Source organism: Paenibacillus sp. EB106-04-04-XG159 (assembly GCF_058791835.1).
Genome location: NZ_JBYTDY010000006.1, coordinates 78,154 through 96,327, shown reverse-complemented (window position 1 = coordinate 96,327; position 18,174 = coordinate 78,154). Strand labels below are relative to the sequence as shown.

Here is an 18,174-nt window from a genome sequence, read left to right as displayed (position 1 = left end):
GACAATATGGAATTTAGTTCATCAATCTCATACCGTAGATTCCTTAATGATTATTGCTATGATTTCATGAGCAAGCATTTTAACGATATTATTGACTTTCTAGAAGCAGATGAAGATCATACTTTTGACCAATACTTAATAGAAAATGAAATTTCACATGAAATTGAAAAAAGTCTGTCTTATGTTGCGACTGCTATAGCAAATGAACTAGGTATGAACTATTTAGATTCTATCGTCGATGATAATGATTCCAGCAAACTAATTAAGATTTATGATGATGTTGTTAATATGATTAAAGTGAAATTGAAGAATGTTGTCTGGGACTCTTTAGCATATTATCAATTGGCAGAAAGAATTAACTAAATCGTGGTTTGGGTTACCCATTCTTATAAGTCCCTCCCCTCAACAACGTCTGCAAATGATTAAAAGTAATTTGACGGTTTTAAAGGATTTTGACACTGCTATTTTTATATTCAGACATGTAGTTATAGATGGATGGGTAGCAAAATGGTTGCAAAAAACAAAGCCAATTTTGCAATCAATTTAGCAAACCTATGATTGCCAAAATCAATTTTGTCAGTTAAAGTGATTACGTAATCAAAAATAATGCGTAAGAGGTAAAGTTATGAGAGTACAAATGCGATTAAGCCAAGAAAGTGAATTTATCTTGAGAAAAGAAAAAGAAAATTATAAAGAAAAGGAGGGTATTTCAGCTGCTTATGGCTGGTTAGTAAACAAAATCACTAAATATGTGTTTTCGCAAGATATAAATAAGATTGATTGGAAATTAGTAAAAGCTTATCAATTAAAAATAGTTGATGAACACCAAGCTAACGACTGCGAGTATAATACAACGTTAAATCTAGAAAAAACTGTCTTAGATAACATAAATATACTGCAAATAATGTTCAAAGATGTTTTCGATGCTGCTAGGATTCATAAGGCTTTTGTAGTAAGAATGCTTTTGAAAGCAAACTTTTTAATGAATCAAAATATTAATATATTTAAGGAGGAATAAAACATGGAGATTCTAACAAACCCCCTATCATTTTATGAGCTAATAACACGACATCATTTAAAGCTGCCAACAAGCCTATCTGACGCACGAAGAGTACAGAAAACAAGTTGTAACCCATCTTCATTTTGGGGAGAATTCGATTTTACTGACTCAGATGAAAGAAAGTTACGAGTGCATTTGGAAAGCATTTATGAAGGTGAAATCAAAGCTAACTTCATTCCAAATTTCGCTTTGCGTTTCCTCAACATATCCCAATCCAACAGTATATTGGAGAATGAAGCTCCAACTCTGAGTATCAGCTATGCAGCTATTGGATACGCTGTAGAAAACTGTGCGAAGCTATCCCTGATCGAGTCTCCTTATTAAAGATACTGCTGAGAAGCATTTACGTGTAGTTTGGCGCTCGTCAACCAGACAGTGTGGATAAATTATCAACTGACTAATAAAAACGCTTAAAACTGTGCTGGAGAGAGCCTACAAGAAGTCAACCAGAGAAACCGTATTGTATACCAGTGGTAAGCTTTCTTGTTTTATCAGCAAAAAAATCTGTTTTAAAATTCTCCGATTGTCAATGGTAATGGTGATTAATTGTCGCTCCCCAAAGGGAGCGTGAGGCTTTAGCCTCAAAGGTTTTACCTAAAGGCTTTAGCCGCTTGATTTGCCGCAAGGCGGTAAAGAGATATTAGAAGATTATTAAAGATATTAAAAGATTATTATATACCCTTTTCGGGGCAAAATATCACGCCGCCAATCATCCAGCGGGGCGGTTTTGGAGCAAAATATCACGCGATAGGGTAGGTCAATTTCCCCAACAACTCCTTATGCCACAAGGCTTTATCGAACTTTCTCTGGCATATACCCTTTTGAGGGGAAAATATCACTCCATGAAGCCCGTAGAAGAGCGGTTTTGAGGCAAAATATCAAGTGATAATCTCAATCCATTTTTCCTCGACTATTCTTTGATTTTACATAGTTTTATACAGATTAATATTCATGAAAGACTGCATTTCTATTATTACATCAAGTCAGCTAGTAACCTCGCTCTGTATCCTGTAGCAGTCAGTCTCCGCTACTTTACCGCTGAGAACGTATCACGTATGGTTGTACGCCTCTTGGGATGCTTGTACAGGGGAATTGTTGGTCAGTCCAGATGAAGGGCATAGAGTAAAGCTGGAGCGCCTTACTGAGCAGGGTAATGGCTAAAACTGAAATAGCAAGATCGAATCAAAGAGTAAGGAGTATACTCCTGCTAGATACTCAATCTTTATAAAGCATCTTCCTAAAGAATCATCACGCATATGGAAGAGAAAGACTCAATATCTTTATTATTCTCGTTCAATATTCCTCCGCTTTAGTGACAGTAAACAGTTCTCCCATCGTAATATCGAGATAACCACAAATATTAGCCAATAATGTTGCTGGAAATCTTGCCCCATCAATATCGTTATTTACCAACTTATATATGGTGCCGATTCGCTCTTGAGTATCTTTTGAAAGTCTATACGGAGTAATTTTTTTCTCTTCGAGAATCGCATTCAAATTACAATTTAGCTTATATTTAGCACTCATATATACTGCCTCCAGCGAATAAAAATTAACTATTGACATTAAACGTCTATAGTCTTATAGTGTGTATATAAATATAGCCATTAAACGTATATGACCACAAAACGATTATATCAATGTTTTAAAGGAATGTACACACATATCCTTACTTTCCTATGTCCAAAATTAATCAAAGGAGCTACTATCAAAATGATTACAGCAAAAATAGCAAACTCAAACAAGCAAGCGCAACAAACCCACGATTCTTACGCTTCCATACTTGCCAATCTCGGCAATTCGAAACAGGCTTGGCTGGAACTACTAAAGTGGAATGGAATCAATTACATATGGCATGAAATGCTTGCCTTCCTGCTTCAATCTGAAAAAGACCTTCATGAATGGAATAATTGGTGGAGCGGCAATATTGATGATTTGATTGCAAACATTAGCGATTATCGCCATTATAGGCTAAAGCAGAATCATGCAAAATTGACATTGGTTGAATTTGAACTGCTCTTTGAAGAGAATATGAGAAAAGCAATGGAGAGGCTTTTTGTCGAGCCGATACATGACTACGTGATTGAAAAGCTAAAAGTCAAACAGCTTAATTGCAAATGGATTTATCTTATGGTGATGCAAGGCAAGGTTGGACGTGTGTCACAGGTATGTGCTTTTTTTAGGGATTGTGAGGCTGCATAATAACTAAATAGCGCATCAAAAAAGAGGGCATAAATATGCCCTCTTGCTAATTAAAATAGCTTATGATAATCTCAAAATGGTGGAATAGATATTTTTATGTATACATTATAAATGATACATTGTAGGAATGGTATTGTCAATATCTCTTTATTGGAGTGTTTTTGATTAAAGCAATTGGGAACCAGTAGAACAGCTCAAAGGAGGAAATCCAATGGGAAAAGAAACTAAATTGGAGCGATGGAGAAAGATAGCAGCGAGAAACGAAGAACGAGGTATTGGCTCAATAGAAAAGTCCAATAAACAACAATTATTTTACGAACTATCGACAGTAGACCCCAAAATATTGAATGCATACAGGTCAGTTGAAATAATGGAGAAGATCATACCTTTAATTGAGAGTAGATTAGATTCAATTGAAGAGAAGTTGGATAAGCTTATTGAATTTAATACGAAGGAAAATGAAGAAGTTCCAGTCATTGATAGGAAAGAGGGTGTTTCAGTATCTGTTGATTCAATGGTTGTACAAGATAAGAACGCTACTGAAACATTTGAACCGTCGGAATGCATCCATTGCAAAGCAATAGACCAAATGAAACGAGTCAAGGCGGTCATTTATAATGAAAGCGGCACAGAAATACTGTATAGTGGTGTTCCTGCCTTCGAATGTCAAGAGTGCGGGGAAATGACATTCACTCAGGAGTCGTATAGGTATACTAGTCAGTTAAAGAAACAGTAGAGTTATAAAGTACTATCTAAGTAAAATGAATTCATGTAATCGCTCATATCAACTTAAGGAAGCTGGATTTTTTCGGCTTCTTTTTATTTGTAAAAAAATGGACTTGACAAAGAAATTTGAGTTTGTCCCTAAAGAATTACATAAAAAACATTGAGTTTTCGACAGAATTTTGCCGAAAGTGCGAATGGTATAATAGTGGTATATAGAACGAGCGGTGATTAAGGCTATAGAACGGTTGGTAGTTGAATTGAACTTCTAGTTATTTACAGATTACATAAAAGGAGAATGAATGATTTGAGAGTAACAATGCAGTTTTTTGATGATTTATTCCAAGGACAGGATATTAATTTTCGCTGTATAAGGGACAGGGGAGGGAAGACAAAAATAAGAGATTATCAAGCCAAATATTCAGATGTATATGAATTTTTGGAACGAACTAACGACGAGAATTACGAGACTTACTTTGTTGTTAATAATGGCGGGTACAAGGACAGAGACATTAACAGTATCAATGCAGTTTTTATTGATTTAGATTGCGGAAAAGATGAGAACAAAAAGTTCTATTCACTGGAAGAAGTTGATGTATACAAAAGGCATAAAATAGACGAGATGAAGAACTTTTCCGTGGCTCCATCTTATATCGTAGAAACACGTAATGGATTGCATTGCTACTGGCTACTGGATGATGGAGCGACTAGAGAGCAATTTATGAAATGCGAAGAGAGGTTAATTTCATTTTTTAATGCTGATAAGTCGGTTCGAAATCTTTGTAATTTGATGCGTGTACCCGACACGTATTGGTGTAAAGACCAAGAGAATAAATTTAAGATCGAGATAATTGAAGCGAATAGAGCGCGATATAACATCATGGAGATAATTAAGAAATGTCCAATTGTCCTCCATAATACTAAATTATCTGTCCCCGAGGGGTTTGGTGACAGTGATAAGAAGAAAGATAGTAGTTTGATTGATATCACTGTGCCAAAACCCCGCCCTACAAGTCAACCTGATATCACTCCTGCTACTCCTAATTGGAGACTAATTCAATATAGGCAGCCAGTAGCTTTAAGAGATAGACTTAGCATTACTCCAGTAACATTACATAACCACAATGAGATGTATGATCTTATAAAAAAGCAAGACCTTGCAGGATACTTAGGGGTAAGCAAAGGTAATTTTCCTTGTCTTTTTCATAAGGATAATAATCCGAGTGCCAAAATCTATATTTCAGAAGAGACTGAGCATCAAATTTACTATTGCTACAGTGATAACTGCAAACTTAATAAAAAAGGAAAAAATATAATTCAACTTACTGAACTGCTCACAAGTTATAATCGATATAAAGCTTTAGGGTTTCTTAGGGAAGTTTACAATGTAACATACCATGAAACAGAATGGCAGAAGGAACACCGTGGCATTCTCGAAGAGAATCAGCGGCTTATTATGAGCAGTGAGTTTGAAGTGAATTATGAAGATGTATACAAACGAATAAAAGACTATTTGCCAGAGTTGTATACATTGAACGGATTAGCAAAAGACTTTATTGTAACAGAAGCATATACAACAACTAATGGAAATCCTATTTTTTATGCCAGTAATAATTATCTGTCTGCAAAGTTTACTAAAGATGTTAATGCAGTTTCAAAGCACATTGGTTTATTCACCTATTTAGGATTGCTCGATAAGCTAAAGGATACAGAAGTTCCAGAATTTCTTTATAGAAGAGCGAAACAAGAAGCTGCAAAGAAAAATCAAAAACAAACAATCCAATTCTATTCCGTACCTGCATATGGAGAACTGTCGATGACGTTTAGCATGGACAAAGCAAATGAATATACGGACAAAGGCTTCACAATGAAAGCATTTGGAAGAGAGCTTTTACTACGAACATTAGGAGAAGAAGAGGCAAATAGAGTTTATCCTAAAGCAGAAGGAAAGCAAATCTCAAAAGCGAATGAGCTGGTTAGTTCAGAAATAGAACAATACGTATTGTCTAAAATAAAAGAGTGTGGCTGGGTGACAGAAAAAGAAGTACATAATAATATGAAAGCAAATCACCAGAGAGTTAATGAGCGTCAACTTAAAATGATGTTGCCTGAGTTGCTTGATAAATATGGGCTTGTTAAGACAAGACTAAACAAGAAACTAAAGAGTAAAATAAATTTTGAAGGAGACAGCAATAGCTTTCCGAACATCATCCACATGCCTCAGTTGTTGGATATGGATAGTGCTGCTCAAAGTGTTGGTATTAAAGAAGCAAGGTCTATTCATAACGTAATTACACCACGATTATACTTATCACGGAAAGAACGGAAGCTAAAAGCAGTAAACATGTAGAATAAGACAGTTTCAGTAATTCGTTAGGTACAGGGTTAACTGACCCGATGCGCCGCGCTTGTTAATCCTACGATGCGAGTCATCCCAATATAAGCTTCAAGAAATCAGGGCTTCTATCGTAACGAGCGATGAAAGAACCACAGAAAGTGAACTGTGGTTCTTTGTTATTTTTATAGTCTATTTATCTTGCATAGCATCTTCTTACGAGTTGGATTTTTTAGTATTGACCAGTCATTTTTAACTTCTTGAAACCAAGTAATTGTAAACGTAATAGCTAGAATAGATAGATCAATTATTTTGGTCTGATGTTATTAGATAAATATGGTGTTTTTAAACGTATACCTTAAAGGACATATAAAAAAGGTTAGATATGAGGATGTTTTGTGGTTTGTAAAATACGTTAAATTATTTACAAACGTTTATAAAATAATGTATACATTTATAAACTGATTTTGTATAATTAAAGCATCAAATAAGAAGAGGGATGCTTATGCAGGCTAAAACTTTTGCTTACATTCGTGTGTCATCTAAAGATCAAAATCCAGATAGGCAGCTTTATGAAATGGAACAGCTTGGTATATTTGAAAGGGATATATATATTGATAAGGAAAGCGGTAAAAATTTTGAACGGGTACAATATCAATTATTGAAGCAAAACTTACGTGAAGGTGATTTATTGTACATAAAGTCCATTGACCGTTTTGGACGTAACAGCAAGGAAATTAAGAAAGAATGGGAACACATCACGCAGGAAATTAAAGCAGATATTAAAGTGCTTGATATGCCTTTACTGGATACAACACAGTATAAGGATACATTAGGAACATTTGTGAGTGATTTAGTGTTGCAGGTGCTTTCTTTCGTAGCTGAGAGGGAGCGTGAGAATATTAGACAACGACAAGCTGAAGGCATTGCTGTTGCTAAAGCCAAAGGCAAACATTTAGGAAGACCACAAATGGATTTGGAGTCATTAACAAAAGATCAAAAAGGTATCCTTGAACTGAATTATTCTAAGTGGCAAGATAAAGAGATAACAGCGGTTCAGTTCATGGATATGTTAGAGCTTAAAAAGAACACCTTTTATAAAATTGTGAAAGAATATCAAAAATAGTTTAGTTCAATTACTACTACTCTTGAAAAAGGTAGTAGTTTTTTATTTTGATACATTTACTGACGGGGGTGGGTAAATATCAATAACAATCAACAAATTACAGAAAATGGGTGTAACAGATTAACTCGGCTAGGCTGTTTAACTTTAATTTTCTAATGAACAGATTGTTGAGTCAAAATTGCTCCATAAATATGTTTGAATTTTATTCTAGTAGAAAAGAATTATTGAATTACAATAGAAATATCCAATATTGACAAAAATAGGGTAGTCGTGGTATACTAGTAATAGAGGATGAATTTTTTGATCGGACAAATTGAAAGCGCTTACATTTATGTTTTGAATAATATGAGCTAAAGGGGATTTCATAATAAAGAAGGTATTCAAGAATGAAAAAAGCATCAAATCAGAAAGTAAGCAAGAGAAAACGAGAGTTAATCAGAAAGAGAGGTATTCAATGGACATTTAAAGAAGAAGATTATTGTTGTGAGATTGCTAGTAATTTTAAGACTGATAGAGTTGCAGGAGAACTATCGCAAGAGGAAGTAATGGAGTTGTTAGTGCTGCTCATGAACTCCTGCAAGAACTCTTTAGTACGAGTAAAGGATAAGAATAAAAGAACGTATTTCAATAAACCGCATCAATTCACAAATAAATATGAAATGTTAAGTGAAATTATTCACGTAAAAGGCTTTATTGATGAATGGATAAACCAATACAAAAAATTTAAGGAGAGCCGTATGAGATTAGAGCATCGACCCACATTAGGAAGAATTGATAGTGATAAAGGATATTTAATCGATAACATCGAGGTACAGGCATATGGAGATAATGCTGCCCAAAGAGCGCGGGAGCTATACTCGAAGCAGTGTATTGCATTAGTGGCTAGAAAAGCTGACTCAACAGGGATGATTTTCGAATCACCCAGCGCAACCAATGCGATAGCACGAATCAATGAAGTCATGGATTTGAGGTTAACCAAAACTAAGCTAAAGGGTAATCTTGATACTGGATTGACTCGATTTGATAATGATTACTCTGTATTCATTATTAGTCGTGATAGATTACTAGAATCTCCAAGATTTATTGAAATGGAGGTATTAATACACAGCATTGTAGATGACGCTAGTGTTAGACTCGTTGTCTTGCCTCCAATCAAAGAAGAGGGCTGTAGTAAAGTGCGGCTACAGATTGACGATCTAGGCATTATCTATGCTGATTTTGTTGACGAGTCCATAATAATAGGGGAACTGGAGACTAACTTTAAAAAGAAGGTAGTTATAAAATGAGCAATGCAACTGTAATTCAGCTTTATGATAGAGTCTTTATTGGTTCAGATAGCGCAATGTCAACAAAATTTGTGGATAAAATATATCGAATTGGGGAGGGTGGAAAAAAGCTTTTTGTGGTAGATGACAAGGTTATATTCTGCTCTGGCAATATGGTCTTATCATACCTTGTCATGGAATATTACCATGTGAATGAAGATAAATCAATTAACTCTCTTGCAATGATTGCCAAAGAACTGTTTCGTATTTACGGTAGAACTGAGTTCTCATTAGAAATAATGGTCTGCACGATTCAAGATGGTAAATCGATTGTGTATATCATATCTCCATATAATGATTTTGAAATTGTAAAGCAGGAGTTAAACCATCCAGATCAATACGCAATATGGACTGGAGGAATAAAAACTAAAGAATCTTTTGGTATTACCCACCAAATGTTACTTAGTGGTTTTCCTATTCGAAATATCTATAGACAGGTATTTTCTCAGATTTCATTTGAGGGAGTTGGAGGAACGCTTACAGCATACAGTCTTTCTAGTCAAGGAATATTGAAGATTATCGAGGAGCAAATAGTTGAAAACAAATATGAACGACTGGACGTAAATGAATTAATACAAGCCAATTTGATTGTTGGAGAATATGTACATGGAACTTTAGGTTCTTTCGCCAAGGTTACAGCAAGCTCGATAATTGTAGGTTCAGATAATCAGAAACTACCTGACAATGTAATTGAAAGTTCTTCTAACTGGAATGGGATGTACGATAAGGCTGTCGGTTACATTGATGGGATAAATGGCAAGATTAGAAACGATTTGCGGATAACAGCTCCATTGCCAACAAGTATATCGTTGAATGACAAAGGTATCACAGCTACAACTAGTGACCCAACTAAATTTGCAAGGCTTGATTATCGAGGCTTATACATTCAAAACGGAGCATTGCAGATAACATCGTTAGATGGTACTACAATTATTGATGGCTCTGGTGTAAATGCAAGTAAAATTAATACAGGCTCATTAAATGGTATATATATGACAATAGGTACTGGCAATAGTGTTTTTAAAGCTGATGCAAATGGTATCTATTTGGGAAGTTCAGTATTCGCTTCCGCGCCATTTAGGGTTGATATGAGTGGTAACGTTACAGCTAATAACATTACATTAAGTGGTACAATCAATAGTTCTACAATGAACAATTCTAATATTGTAGGTGGTACGTTGACGATTGGGTCTGGAAACAGCATTTTTAAAGCGGACAGCAATGGTATTTACTTAGGTAGTTCATACTTTGGTTCTGCTCCATTTCACGTTTCTCAGCAAGGTAATTTGAGGGCAAACAACGCTACACTCAGTAACGCTAATATTAGTGGTAATATCACTATGACAGGCGGTAGCATTAGTTGGTCGAATGTGACGAAGCCTAGCTACACAGCGACAGAAGTTGGGGCTTTGGCTACTAACTCTCCGAAACTAACCAATATTACATCAACTGGTATTTACACTGGTACGATAAGTGCAAATCAAATTAATGCTGGCAGGATAAATGCACAATTTATTGATACAGAAAATCTAACTGTTGCAAGGATTGCTCAGAAAGGTTCTCCAAACAACTATGCTGTGCTAGGAGGTTCGTTTGGTGATCTTGAACTTTATTACAATGGAACGAATTATTTTACGATCTACAACGATATTGATGCTGTGACATTGAGACATAGAGGGAAAAATCATATAAGGTTTTCCAGCTCAACAGGAAATAGCGCACCTCTTGGGAATTGGGATTTTAGTGGTGCTAATGTAAGTGGATTGAATGTTGTTGCGGTATTTGGATAGTATACAATAAAATGAGGGACAGTCAGTGTGACTGTCTCTTATTGTGTTAATTAGGATTAAACCTATTATGATTCGACTAAATGTGGTAGCATTTTACTATTGATTGTTTGGTATTAATATGTGCAAAGTTATAAAATTTGAGGTGTTGAACTTAATAACTCCGTCTTTATAAATATATCTAAAAAGGATGATTGTTATTATGGAAGAGAGAATACAACAGGTAATCGCATTGTTAGAAGAAAGAAATTATGATGATGCTGAAAAACTCCTTTTGGACTTAAGAAAAGGAGATTACAATAATTCTACGATTAATTTCTATTTAGGTACTTTGTATTCTAGTTATGACAATCCTAATAAGTCAGACGATAAGGCAAAGGCACACTTTCAAATTGTTCTTAATGGAGAATATGTATACGAATATGCCTTTATTTATTTAGCGGGAACGGAGAAGAACAAAAATCATTCATTAAGACTTAGTAAAAAAGGGCTTGAAGTATTTCCAGATAGTTTTGAGCTTAATAAGAGATTGCTTATGCTCAGTAAAACCGAAGAAAAGGAAAAAGTATATCAAGAGATAACAAAAAGAGGAATATGCTCGAATGAAATATATAACTATATGTTCACTTATTACTATGGTTTAGGAAAATATAAAGACGCTTATGAAATTCTTTCTGAGATAAAGGGAGAAAGCAAGAATGATTTTTTTCTTGTTGAACTAGCAAAGGGATTTTGTTCTTATCGAATTAATGATTTATCTAAAGCTAAGACTATATTCTATTTTCTAGTGGAAGAAGATATAAATCGAGAACTAGACTTTTATCCTTTTATTGGGGCTATTCTCTGCCATTTAAAGCTAGGAGATAATAATAAGGCGTTTGAGGTATTTGAAGAAATTCCATATGATCATGCAATATCTGGAGAATTATACGCTTTTCCTGATTTTATATTTTCATTTGATATGGAGCTACTAGAATTTTTTAAGCAATCAGAGACTAAAACAAAAGATTCAAGCGTTCTGGCAAAGATAAGGGGATTACGAGGGCTTTACCTTTCAAACTTAGATTACGAAAAACATGAAAAGAAGATCGTTAAAGACCTTGAATATGCTAATAAATTTTTACCGAAGACTTTAATTTATTTAAAGATTCTTAAGGACATTGCGGTGTCAAATGATAGAAATTTAGATGCATTCAATTATTGTCTTTCACTTATTAAATCTACCTCCGAAAAGAATAATAAATTTTTGAAAAGTAGATATTTTTGGGATTTTATTGAAAATTCTGAACTTGCAGATGTGCTTGAAATGACTAAATGTTTTATTAATACCCTTAAGGGTATATCATATCATAAGGAGATTTACTCTGGTGTCATTTGTGAAACACTTGTAGAAAAGTTATTTTCGTTTAAACGGTATAATGAAATTTTAGAAGTTTCCAATTATTTTGATATGAAGTCGATAAAAGGTGATTTTTTATTTGAAGTTGCATACTCGTTTTCAGAGAAAGGAAATTTAGAATCAGCAAAAAAAATCTATGAATTGTACCAAAAAAAGCATGGAGAGACGAATGCCTCCATGAATAATTTAGGAGTTATCTACCGCAAACAAAATGACCTTCATAAGGCTCAAGAGATGTTCAAGAAGGCGGTAGAATTAAAACCTGATGATAAAAACGCATTGAATAACTATGAAAACGTAACAAATCTAGTTGTTGAACAAGAAAAGCAAGAAGAAGAATTAAGTAAATCAGCGATTGTTTTTAACTCAGAGAATGCTTGGATAAAGGGAAAGTTAATATCATTTTCAAAACAAAGAAATATAGATGGATTTATAGTATGTCCTTATAGACAGTTGCCCCAATTCCTTGGTGTTTCAGAAATAAAAGCTAATGAGTTAATTAAAATATTCTTAGAAAAAAAATATGTGATTAAAACAACTGAACATAACATAGATACTAATAGTTCAGTTTATCGAATAAATTCAAAAATAGTTGAGTTAATAGAAGAATTACAATTAATGAACCAAAGAGAAAATGAATTAATAAGTATTGCTGAGAACATTAATATAGATAAATTTATTAAGTTTGGATTTGATGAGAAATTGTTAAAATCTCTCGATAAAGTTGTTATTCCTGAATTAAAAAGTATGTTAGAAAGAGACCTTAATGAAAATGTGATTGCTCTAATTACTAAATCTTATAAAACATCTTTAATAATGAGTGGTAGCATAATTGAAGCAGTTCTTTTAGATCACATAACATCAAAAAATATAACGTCGTATATTTTAGAAAATGGAAGAAGCAAGAAAATCAATCAAATGGACTTGAATGAGTTACTGTATATTGCGAATAAAGAAGGATACATTGATCTTCAACTGTACCATCTTTCTCATGCCATAAGAGGTTATAGAAACTTAATCCATCCTGGTGTTGAAAAACGAAAAGCTTCTATTATTGTGAACGAAGAGAATGCAGCTTTAGCGTGGAGTATTGTTAAAAAAGTGATACAAGAGATATAGTGATGACAATCAAATCCGAGTTTGGATCAGTAACTGAGACGGGAGCTTCATATGTGTTTCAACGCTTTCCAATACAGGTATATAGCGTTCTAATGAGTAACTGGTAGAAACTCCGATTGATAAAGAGAGTGTGTATTTAGATGAGATACAACTCTAAAGACTCTTGGGAAAGTCGTTGAGGGAAGTCTTTTGTATCGTATAATAAGGTTTGCAAAATTTGTTGTGAGAATTTTTATAATATTATATCCGAAAGCATTAGTCAAAAAGACTTCTGGAAAGCATCCAGAAGTCTTTTGTTTTTGAGTCACAAAGGTTCGTTTTATTGTTTATTCATATGGGACAATTTATCTTTATTCAGATATAACATTCAATTTAAGAATTATTTAATGGCGAGAACACCCAGATACTAATTGAAAAAAGAAAATGCAGGAAATTAGCGAACTATTGTCGAACCTTTAGACTATAACGTCTAGTGCAAAGGAAGTGATTAATCCTTGCATCTTAATAGAACAGAAGAACGATAATACTACAAGGTGACTACTAACTAAAAATATTTATATAAATAGGTTTATAGTATTAGTTACAACCAAGGATAAGGTGATAGAGTCTTATGGAAATAGATTTTACGAAATACCTCCCATTAGTAGCGGCTATATTATCAGCTACTCTTGGTTATATGTTTGGTGTTAGAACTAAAAAGAATGATAGATTGTTTCATTTTACACAGGAAAATCTTAAAGAAGTATTTAGTCCCATGTACCATGAGATGAAGAAGATAATTTCAGATACAGTTACACCAAAAGATAGGGAATTGATGCTGGATACATTCTTTGAAAGATATACTAGTACGGATATTTCTATATATAAGCTAGGTAGCTTAGAGTTACTGGATACATTTTTTGAGTTAAGCAACAGGTATGAGCAATTTAAACAATCTCGTGATGAAGGATTATGGAAAGAGATGTGGTGGGAGTTTGAGAATAATCTCTTTTATAAAGTAAAAGAAGGATTTAGAAACTCAACTAATTTATTATATCGTGATTTTAATTGGCAACTGTATATTCAAACAAAACCATACTGGTTGAAATTTTACTTTGAATCGATGAAGTTTTTGTACGAGACTGTAAAGGGGATAAATGTAATCTCTGCATTATTATTATACTTCTCTGGTTGTTTTAAATTACTTGGATTTGGACTATTCCCAAATGATTTTTGGGTATTTAGTTTGATGATACTTGCAATGAGCTTATTGGCTACTCTATTTTTGAGATTGTTTAATTTACAGTATATTACTATATCTTCGAATTCAAGGCAAAGTTTAATTAGACAAGTTTTGAAAATGCTATTTCCTAAGACACTTGTTAAATGGGATGGGCTTTTTATTGTTAAGAGGAACTATGATAAAGTTCCGAAAATGTATGAAAAGAAAACATTAGACTAGGAATCAAGCTTTTAACTATTCGTATTTTCATTTAAATCACTAATAGTTTTTTAGTGTAGAATATTTATTAATAAATAATTGGTAAAGGTGACGTAGAGATAAAAGCACGATTCCAATAATATAAGGATAAATCATGATTGCACAGGGGCTATTCAGCTAAACATTCTTACCCATCCATATAAACATATAAATCGCATTTGTTTTTTATTAAGAATTTAATGATGATATATAATAATAAAAAAGGATATGAAGATATGAAATTTTACGTTTTATCGCGCTTTAATAGGGTAGGACAAACAATACGTGACAGTTACCCATATGTAGAGTTAGTGACAGATAATTGGGATGATTATGGTTATAAAACGTCCTTCTCAGCGCACATATTCGTTAATTCATCTACTAAGGTTGATTTAGGTGGAGTAAAGATATTACATATTTATGATAGAACGACTGTAGATAAAATTCCCTATGAATTTGATGACTTAGAAGAAGGTATTTATTGCTCCCTAGGTCTGTCGATGGATTACTATAGAAAACTAAAAAGACTCGAAAAGGAAACTTATGAACAATATCTACATGGACTGAAAGATATTGCAATATACAAAAAATATTATGTCCCTTTCAATGGTCATCAGGGTATTCAGGATTCATTTTTTAGATCAAGTGAGTCTAGGAAGACATTTAATTCTGCTATTCAAATTTTTGGTGGTGAAAAAAAAGATGAAATTTTTAAATTCTCGTATGCTTACAGACCACCATACTCTACGACAAATCAAATAATTGATCTTACATTTGATTACACTACATATGATTTCTTACCACATAGAATGTATGTTTTGGTGGGGAAAAATGGGTCAGGGAAAACACAATTTATGGCTCAATTTGCAAATGCTCTTTGTGGAGATGAAAGTAAAAAAAATAGTATAGAAGCATTTGATAATATGCCTTTATTCAGTAAGGTGATTGCTGTTTCATTTAGCTCATTTGATGAATTTAATAAGCCACATCAAAAAAGGAATATTAACATTGAAGGAGAAGAAGCTAAAAAACTCAACAACTATATTTATTGTGGGATTCAAGGTAAAGATGAGAAGACATTATCAATTAATGAAATGAAAGTGATTGCAAAAGAAAAACTATTGGAACTGCAAAACGATCATATAAAATTTACAGCTTGGAAGAAAATTCTTGAAAATGTATTTGAGGATGAATTTAGAACTTTACTTATTGATGATGAACCTGAGAAATTATTTGATAATAAATTGAGTTCAGGACAAAGTATTCTTTTATATACAATGACTAATGTAATTTCAAATATTGAATATGAATCAATTGTGCTGTTTGATGAGCCAGAACTTCATCTTCATCCTAATGCAATTTCAAATTTAATGAGAATGCTTTATGAACTCTTAAATGAATTTAATTCATATGCTATTGTTTGTACACACTCGCCTTTAATTGTGCAAGAAACTCCATCAAAGTTTATCAAAAAGTTAGATCGTAGAAATAATGCTTTAATTGTATCTGATTTGTCACTAGAATCATTTGGTGAGAATCTCACTTCAATAACAGAAGATGTTTTTAATGTTAGAGATTCTGAAAGTAATTATATGACTACTCTAAGAGAAGCTATCATATTAAAAAATATGAATTTTGGCAGAATATTAGAAAGTTTTCCAATTGGTTTAAGTTATAATGCTATGACTTATTTGAACATAATAGAGAAGAATAAAGTCGAGGACAACTAGAGTGAAGAATTTATCAACTTTAACATCTGAATCACCAGAGAATCTGTACCTCTCGATAGCAAGTAGTAAATATAATCCCTGCAAAGATATACTGTTTGAAAGTATAGAAGACCCGAATAATGGAAACTGTATTCAAAATCGTGTACTAGGACGATATAAAGAATATCAAGATAATTGTTACCAATTAGAAAATCTCTCGCCTAGACCATTTACATTAATAGAAAAGAAGTGTTTAACTAATTGCTATTCTTCGGAAACCCATGTATCTGATTGGTTGTTAACTGAGATTACTAATGTACAAGATCAGTTTAATAAAGATAAGTGTCCATATTGTGGAACTAACTCTCCTACTACGGTAGATCATTATTTACCAAAGGAACTGTTCCCAGAGTTCTCAGTTATGAGTTACAATCTAATTCCTTGCTGTAGTGACTGCAATTTATTGAAAGGTACTAAATGGAAAGACGAAACAACTGGGAAAAGAATGTTTATACATTTTTACTTTGATGAAATTCCAAATGATATTTTTATTAAAGCTGATATTTCAATTGCAAGTAACAATGCTCCGCTAGTTATATTTTCTCTTTGTCCTTCTATATCTTTAAATCCATTCTATGACATAGTAAAAACGCATTATAAGGAATTAAATGTACTAGAAAGAATGGAGTATAAAGTTTCGACATTTGTTTCTGAAAAATTACAATTTAACAAGAAATGTATGGAGTTTGGTATGGAAGAGGCTGATTTAAAGAGAATGCTCCTAATTGATATTAATACAATTGAAAGAAATCATGGGAAGAATTACTGGAAAGCTGCTGTTTGTAGGGGGATCATGGAATGTGATATTTTTTTTAGGTAACATCTATAGTGTCTTCTTGTAATCAAACCCGAATTTTAACTAGTAGCAGGAGCGGGAGCGTCTAGTGTGTTTAGACGCTCTCTAGTATAGGTCTGTGGAGTTATAATTAGAGACAGGTAGGATATAATCCGTAAGGAAGCGAGCGGCGGTAAAATAACGTGGAAGCTTAAAAATGATGTAGCACTTAGTTATCTGGCATGAAAAATGCATAGGAGGAACTTTAAGTTGAAGAGAATCTTATTAGTGCTTATAACATTTTTAATAGTTACTGCATGTTCATCAGTCAGAATTAACGAAAGACCACAAGACATACGTGAAGAAATATGGAGTCAAGGGCTACAAATTGCAATTATTATCAAAAATAATGTTGAACAAGAAAAGAAAGAAGAATTGAAGGGTTTTGCTAAAGCTTCTGGTATATACGGTAGATATAAGCACATAGAAGATGTTACAGAAAGTGAAAAGCAATTAGTTGAAACGATAGGAGAATTATATACTCAATCATTATTTTATGGGATATTTGGAACTGATAAAGAAAGCAATAAAAATTACTATAAGAGTTTGTCAGCAGTAGAAAAGATATATGGGAAGGAAGTACTTGATTATTCAAATTATGATAGCAAAGTAATAGAACCTATTTTGGTAAAAGCAATGGTGTCAGATTTGGAAGAAGAACAAACAGAAAGTGAAAATAGTCCAATTGAGTTATTCAAGAAGGAACACCAGATAAGTCTCGATGCTAAAACAGTACAGTTTGATATGGCGAACAATTTAGATAAATCGTTTGTGATAAGTGGATCGTTAAAATTGGATAACTATTTCAACTATGGTTTTGATGATGAAAAGAATTATTTCTCAGCGTTCATTACTCCAGATGGAGGAAGTTATTCAGATGGCTGGTATGTCTATTTTCAACGAGATAGTTATAAAGAATTATTTAACGAATTGCTGAGTAATGAAAAGAATGTAATTGTCGAAGCTGAGATTCCAAGTTCATATTATGAAGATGGACAGGGCAACATGGCGTTAGTAACAAGAGTTCAATGGTGA

Annotated in this window: 15 protein-coding genes; 14 read left to right on the top strand and 1 reads right to left on the bottom strand. The window is 33.2% G+C overall.

Annotated elements, in window-relative coordinates; all coding sequences use genetic code 11:
• The first annotated feature begins 6 nt into the window (after positions 1 to 6).
• The 3 genes from AC3WTP_RS09250 to AC3WTP_RS09240 all read left to right on the top strand — a co-directional run bounded on the left by AC3WTP_RS09250 (position 7) and on the right by AC3WTP_RS09240 (position 1,384).
• Positions 7 to 363: a hypothetical protein gene (locus tag AC3WTP_RS09250; protein WP_492394315.1), complete on the top strand. Its 357-nt coding sequence runs from the start codon at positions 7 to 9 to the stop codon at positions 361 to 363.
• Positions 364 to 625: 262 nt separating this feature from the next.
• The gene (locus tag AC3WTP_RS09245; protein WP_492394314.1) at positions 626 to 1,018 is read left to right on the top strand and encodes a hypothetical protein; all 393 of its coding nucleotides are present in this window, start codon (positions 626 to 628) and stop codon (positions 1,016 to 1,018) included.
• Positions 1,019 to 1,021: 3 nt separating this feature from the next.
• A complete protein-coding gene (locus AC3WTP_RS09240) occupies positions 1,022 to 1,384 on the top strand; it encodes a hypothetical protein (protein ID WP_492394313.1) in 363 nt (120 codons plus the stop codon).
• Between the two features lie 969 nt (positions 1,385 to 2,353).
• Here the strand turns inward: AC3WTP_RS09240 and AC3WTP_RS09235 are convergent.
• The gene (locus tag AC3WTP_RS09235; protein ID WP_492394312.1) at positions 2,354 to 2,587 is read right to left on the bottom strand and encodes a helix-turn-helix domain-containing protein; all 234 of its coding nucleotides are present in this window, start codon (positions 2,585 to 2,587) and stop codon (positions 2,354 to 2,356) included.
• Between the two features lie 186 nt (positions 2,588 to 2,773).
• On the opposite strand from AC3WTP_RS09235, the gene AC3WTP_RS09230 reads away from it, so the two are divergent.
• The 11 genes from AC3WTP_RS09230 (at position 2,774) to AC3WTP_RS09180 (ending at position 18,174) form a co-directional block, all read left to right on the top strand.
• A complete protein-coding gene (locus AC3WTP_RS09230; RefSeq protein ID WP_492394311.1) occupies positions 2,774 to 3,262 on the top strand; it encodes a hypothetical protein in 489 nt (162 codons plus the stop codon).
• 211 nt (positions 3,263 to 3,473) lie between these two features.
• Complete coding sequence (locus AC3WTP_RS09225; protein ID WP_492394310.1) at positions 3,474 to 3,998, top strand: hypothetical protein; 525 nt, start codon at positions 3,474 to 3,476, stop codon at positions 3,996 to 3,998.
• A gap of 294 nt (positions 3,999 to 4,292) precedes the next feature.
• A complete protein-coding gene (locus tag AC3WTP_RS09220; protein ID WP_492394309.1) occupies positions 4,293 to 6,335 on the top strand; it encodes a hypothetical protein in 2,043 nt (680 codons plus the stop codon).
• 490 nt (positions 6,336 to 6,825) lie between these two features.
• Positions 6,826 to 7,446 carry a recombinase family protein gene (locus AC3WTP_RS09215; RefSeq protein WP_492394308.1) on the top strand — a complete coding sequence of 207 codons (621 nt, stop codon included), beginning with the start codon at positions 6,826 to 6,828 and terminating at the stop codon, positions 7,444 to 7,446.
• 386 nt (positions 7,447 to 7,832) lie between these two features.
• Positions 7,833 to 8,732, top strand: a complete 900-nt coding sequence (locus tag AC3WTP_RS09210) for a hypothetical protein (RefSeq protein ID WP_492394307.1) — start codon at positions 7,833 to 7,835, stop codon at positions 8,730 to 8,732.
• The gene (locus tag AC3WTP_RS09205; protein WP_492394306.1) at positions 8,729 to 10,561 is read left to right on the top strand and encodes a hypothetical protein; all 1,833 of its coding nucleotides are present in this window, start codon (positions 8,729 to 8,731) and stop codon (positions 10,559 to 10,561) included. The genes AC3WTP_RS09210 and AC3WTP_RS09205 overlap by 4 nt, the downstream gene beginning before the upstream one ends.
• Before the next feature lie 199 nt (positions 10,562 to 10,760).
• Positions 10,761 to 13,076: a tetratricopeptide repeat protein gene (locus AC3WTP_RS09200; protein ID WP_492394305.1), complete on the top strand. Its 2,316-nt coding sequence runs from the start codon at positions 10,761 to 10,763 to the stop codon at positions 13,074 to 13,076.
• A 610-nt stretch (positions 13,077 to 13,686) separates the two neighbouring features.
• On the top strand, positions 13,687 to 14,517 hold the full coding sequence (locus AC3WTP_RS09195; RefSeq protein ID WP_492394304.1) for a hypothetical protein: 831 nt from the start codon (positions 13,687 to 13,689) through the stop codon (positions 14,515 to 14,517).
• Between the two features lie 254 nt (positions 14,518 to 14,771).
• A complete protein-coding gene (locus AC3WTP_RS09190) occupies positions 14,772 to 16,265 on the top strand; it encodes an AAA family ATPase (protein WP_492394303.1) in 1,494 nt (497 codons plus the stop codon).
• Position 16,266: 1 nt separating this feature from the next.
• Positions 16,267 to 17,124, top strand: a complete 858-nt coding sequence (locus tag AC3WTP_RS09185) for an HNH endonuclease (protein ID WP_492394302.1) — start codon at positions 16,267 to 16,269, stop codon at positions 17,122 to 17,124.
• A gap of 225 nt (positions 17,125 to 17,349) precedes the next feature.
• Positions 17,350 to 18,174, top strand: coding sequence for a hypothetical protein (locus tag AC3WTP_RS09180; protein WP_492394301.1), 825 nt, complete (start codon positions 17,350 to 17,352; stop codon positions 18,172 to 18,174).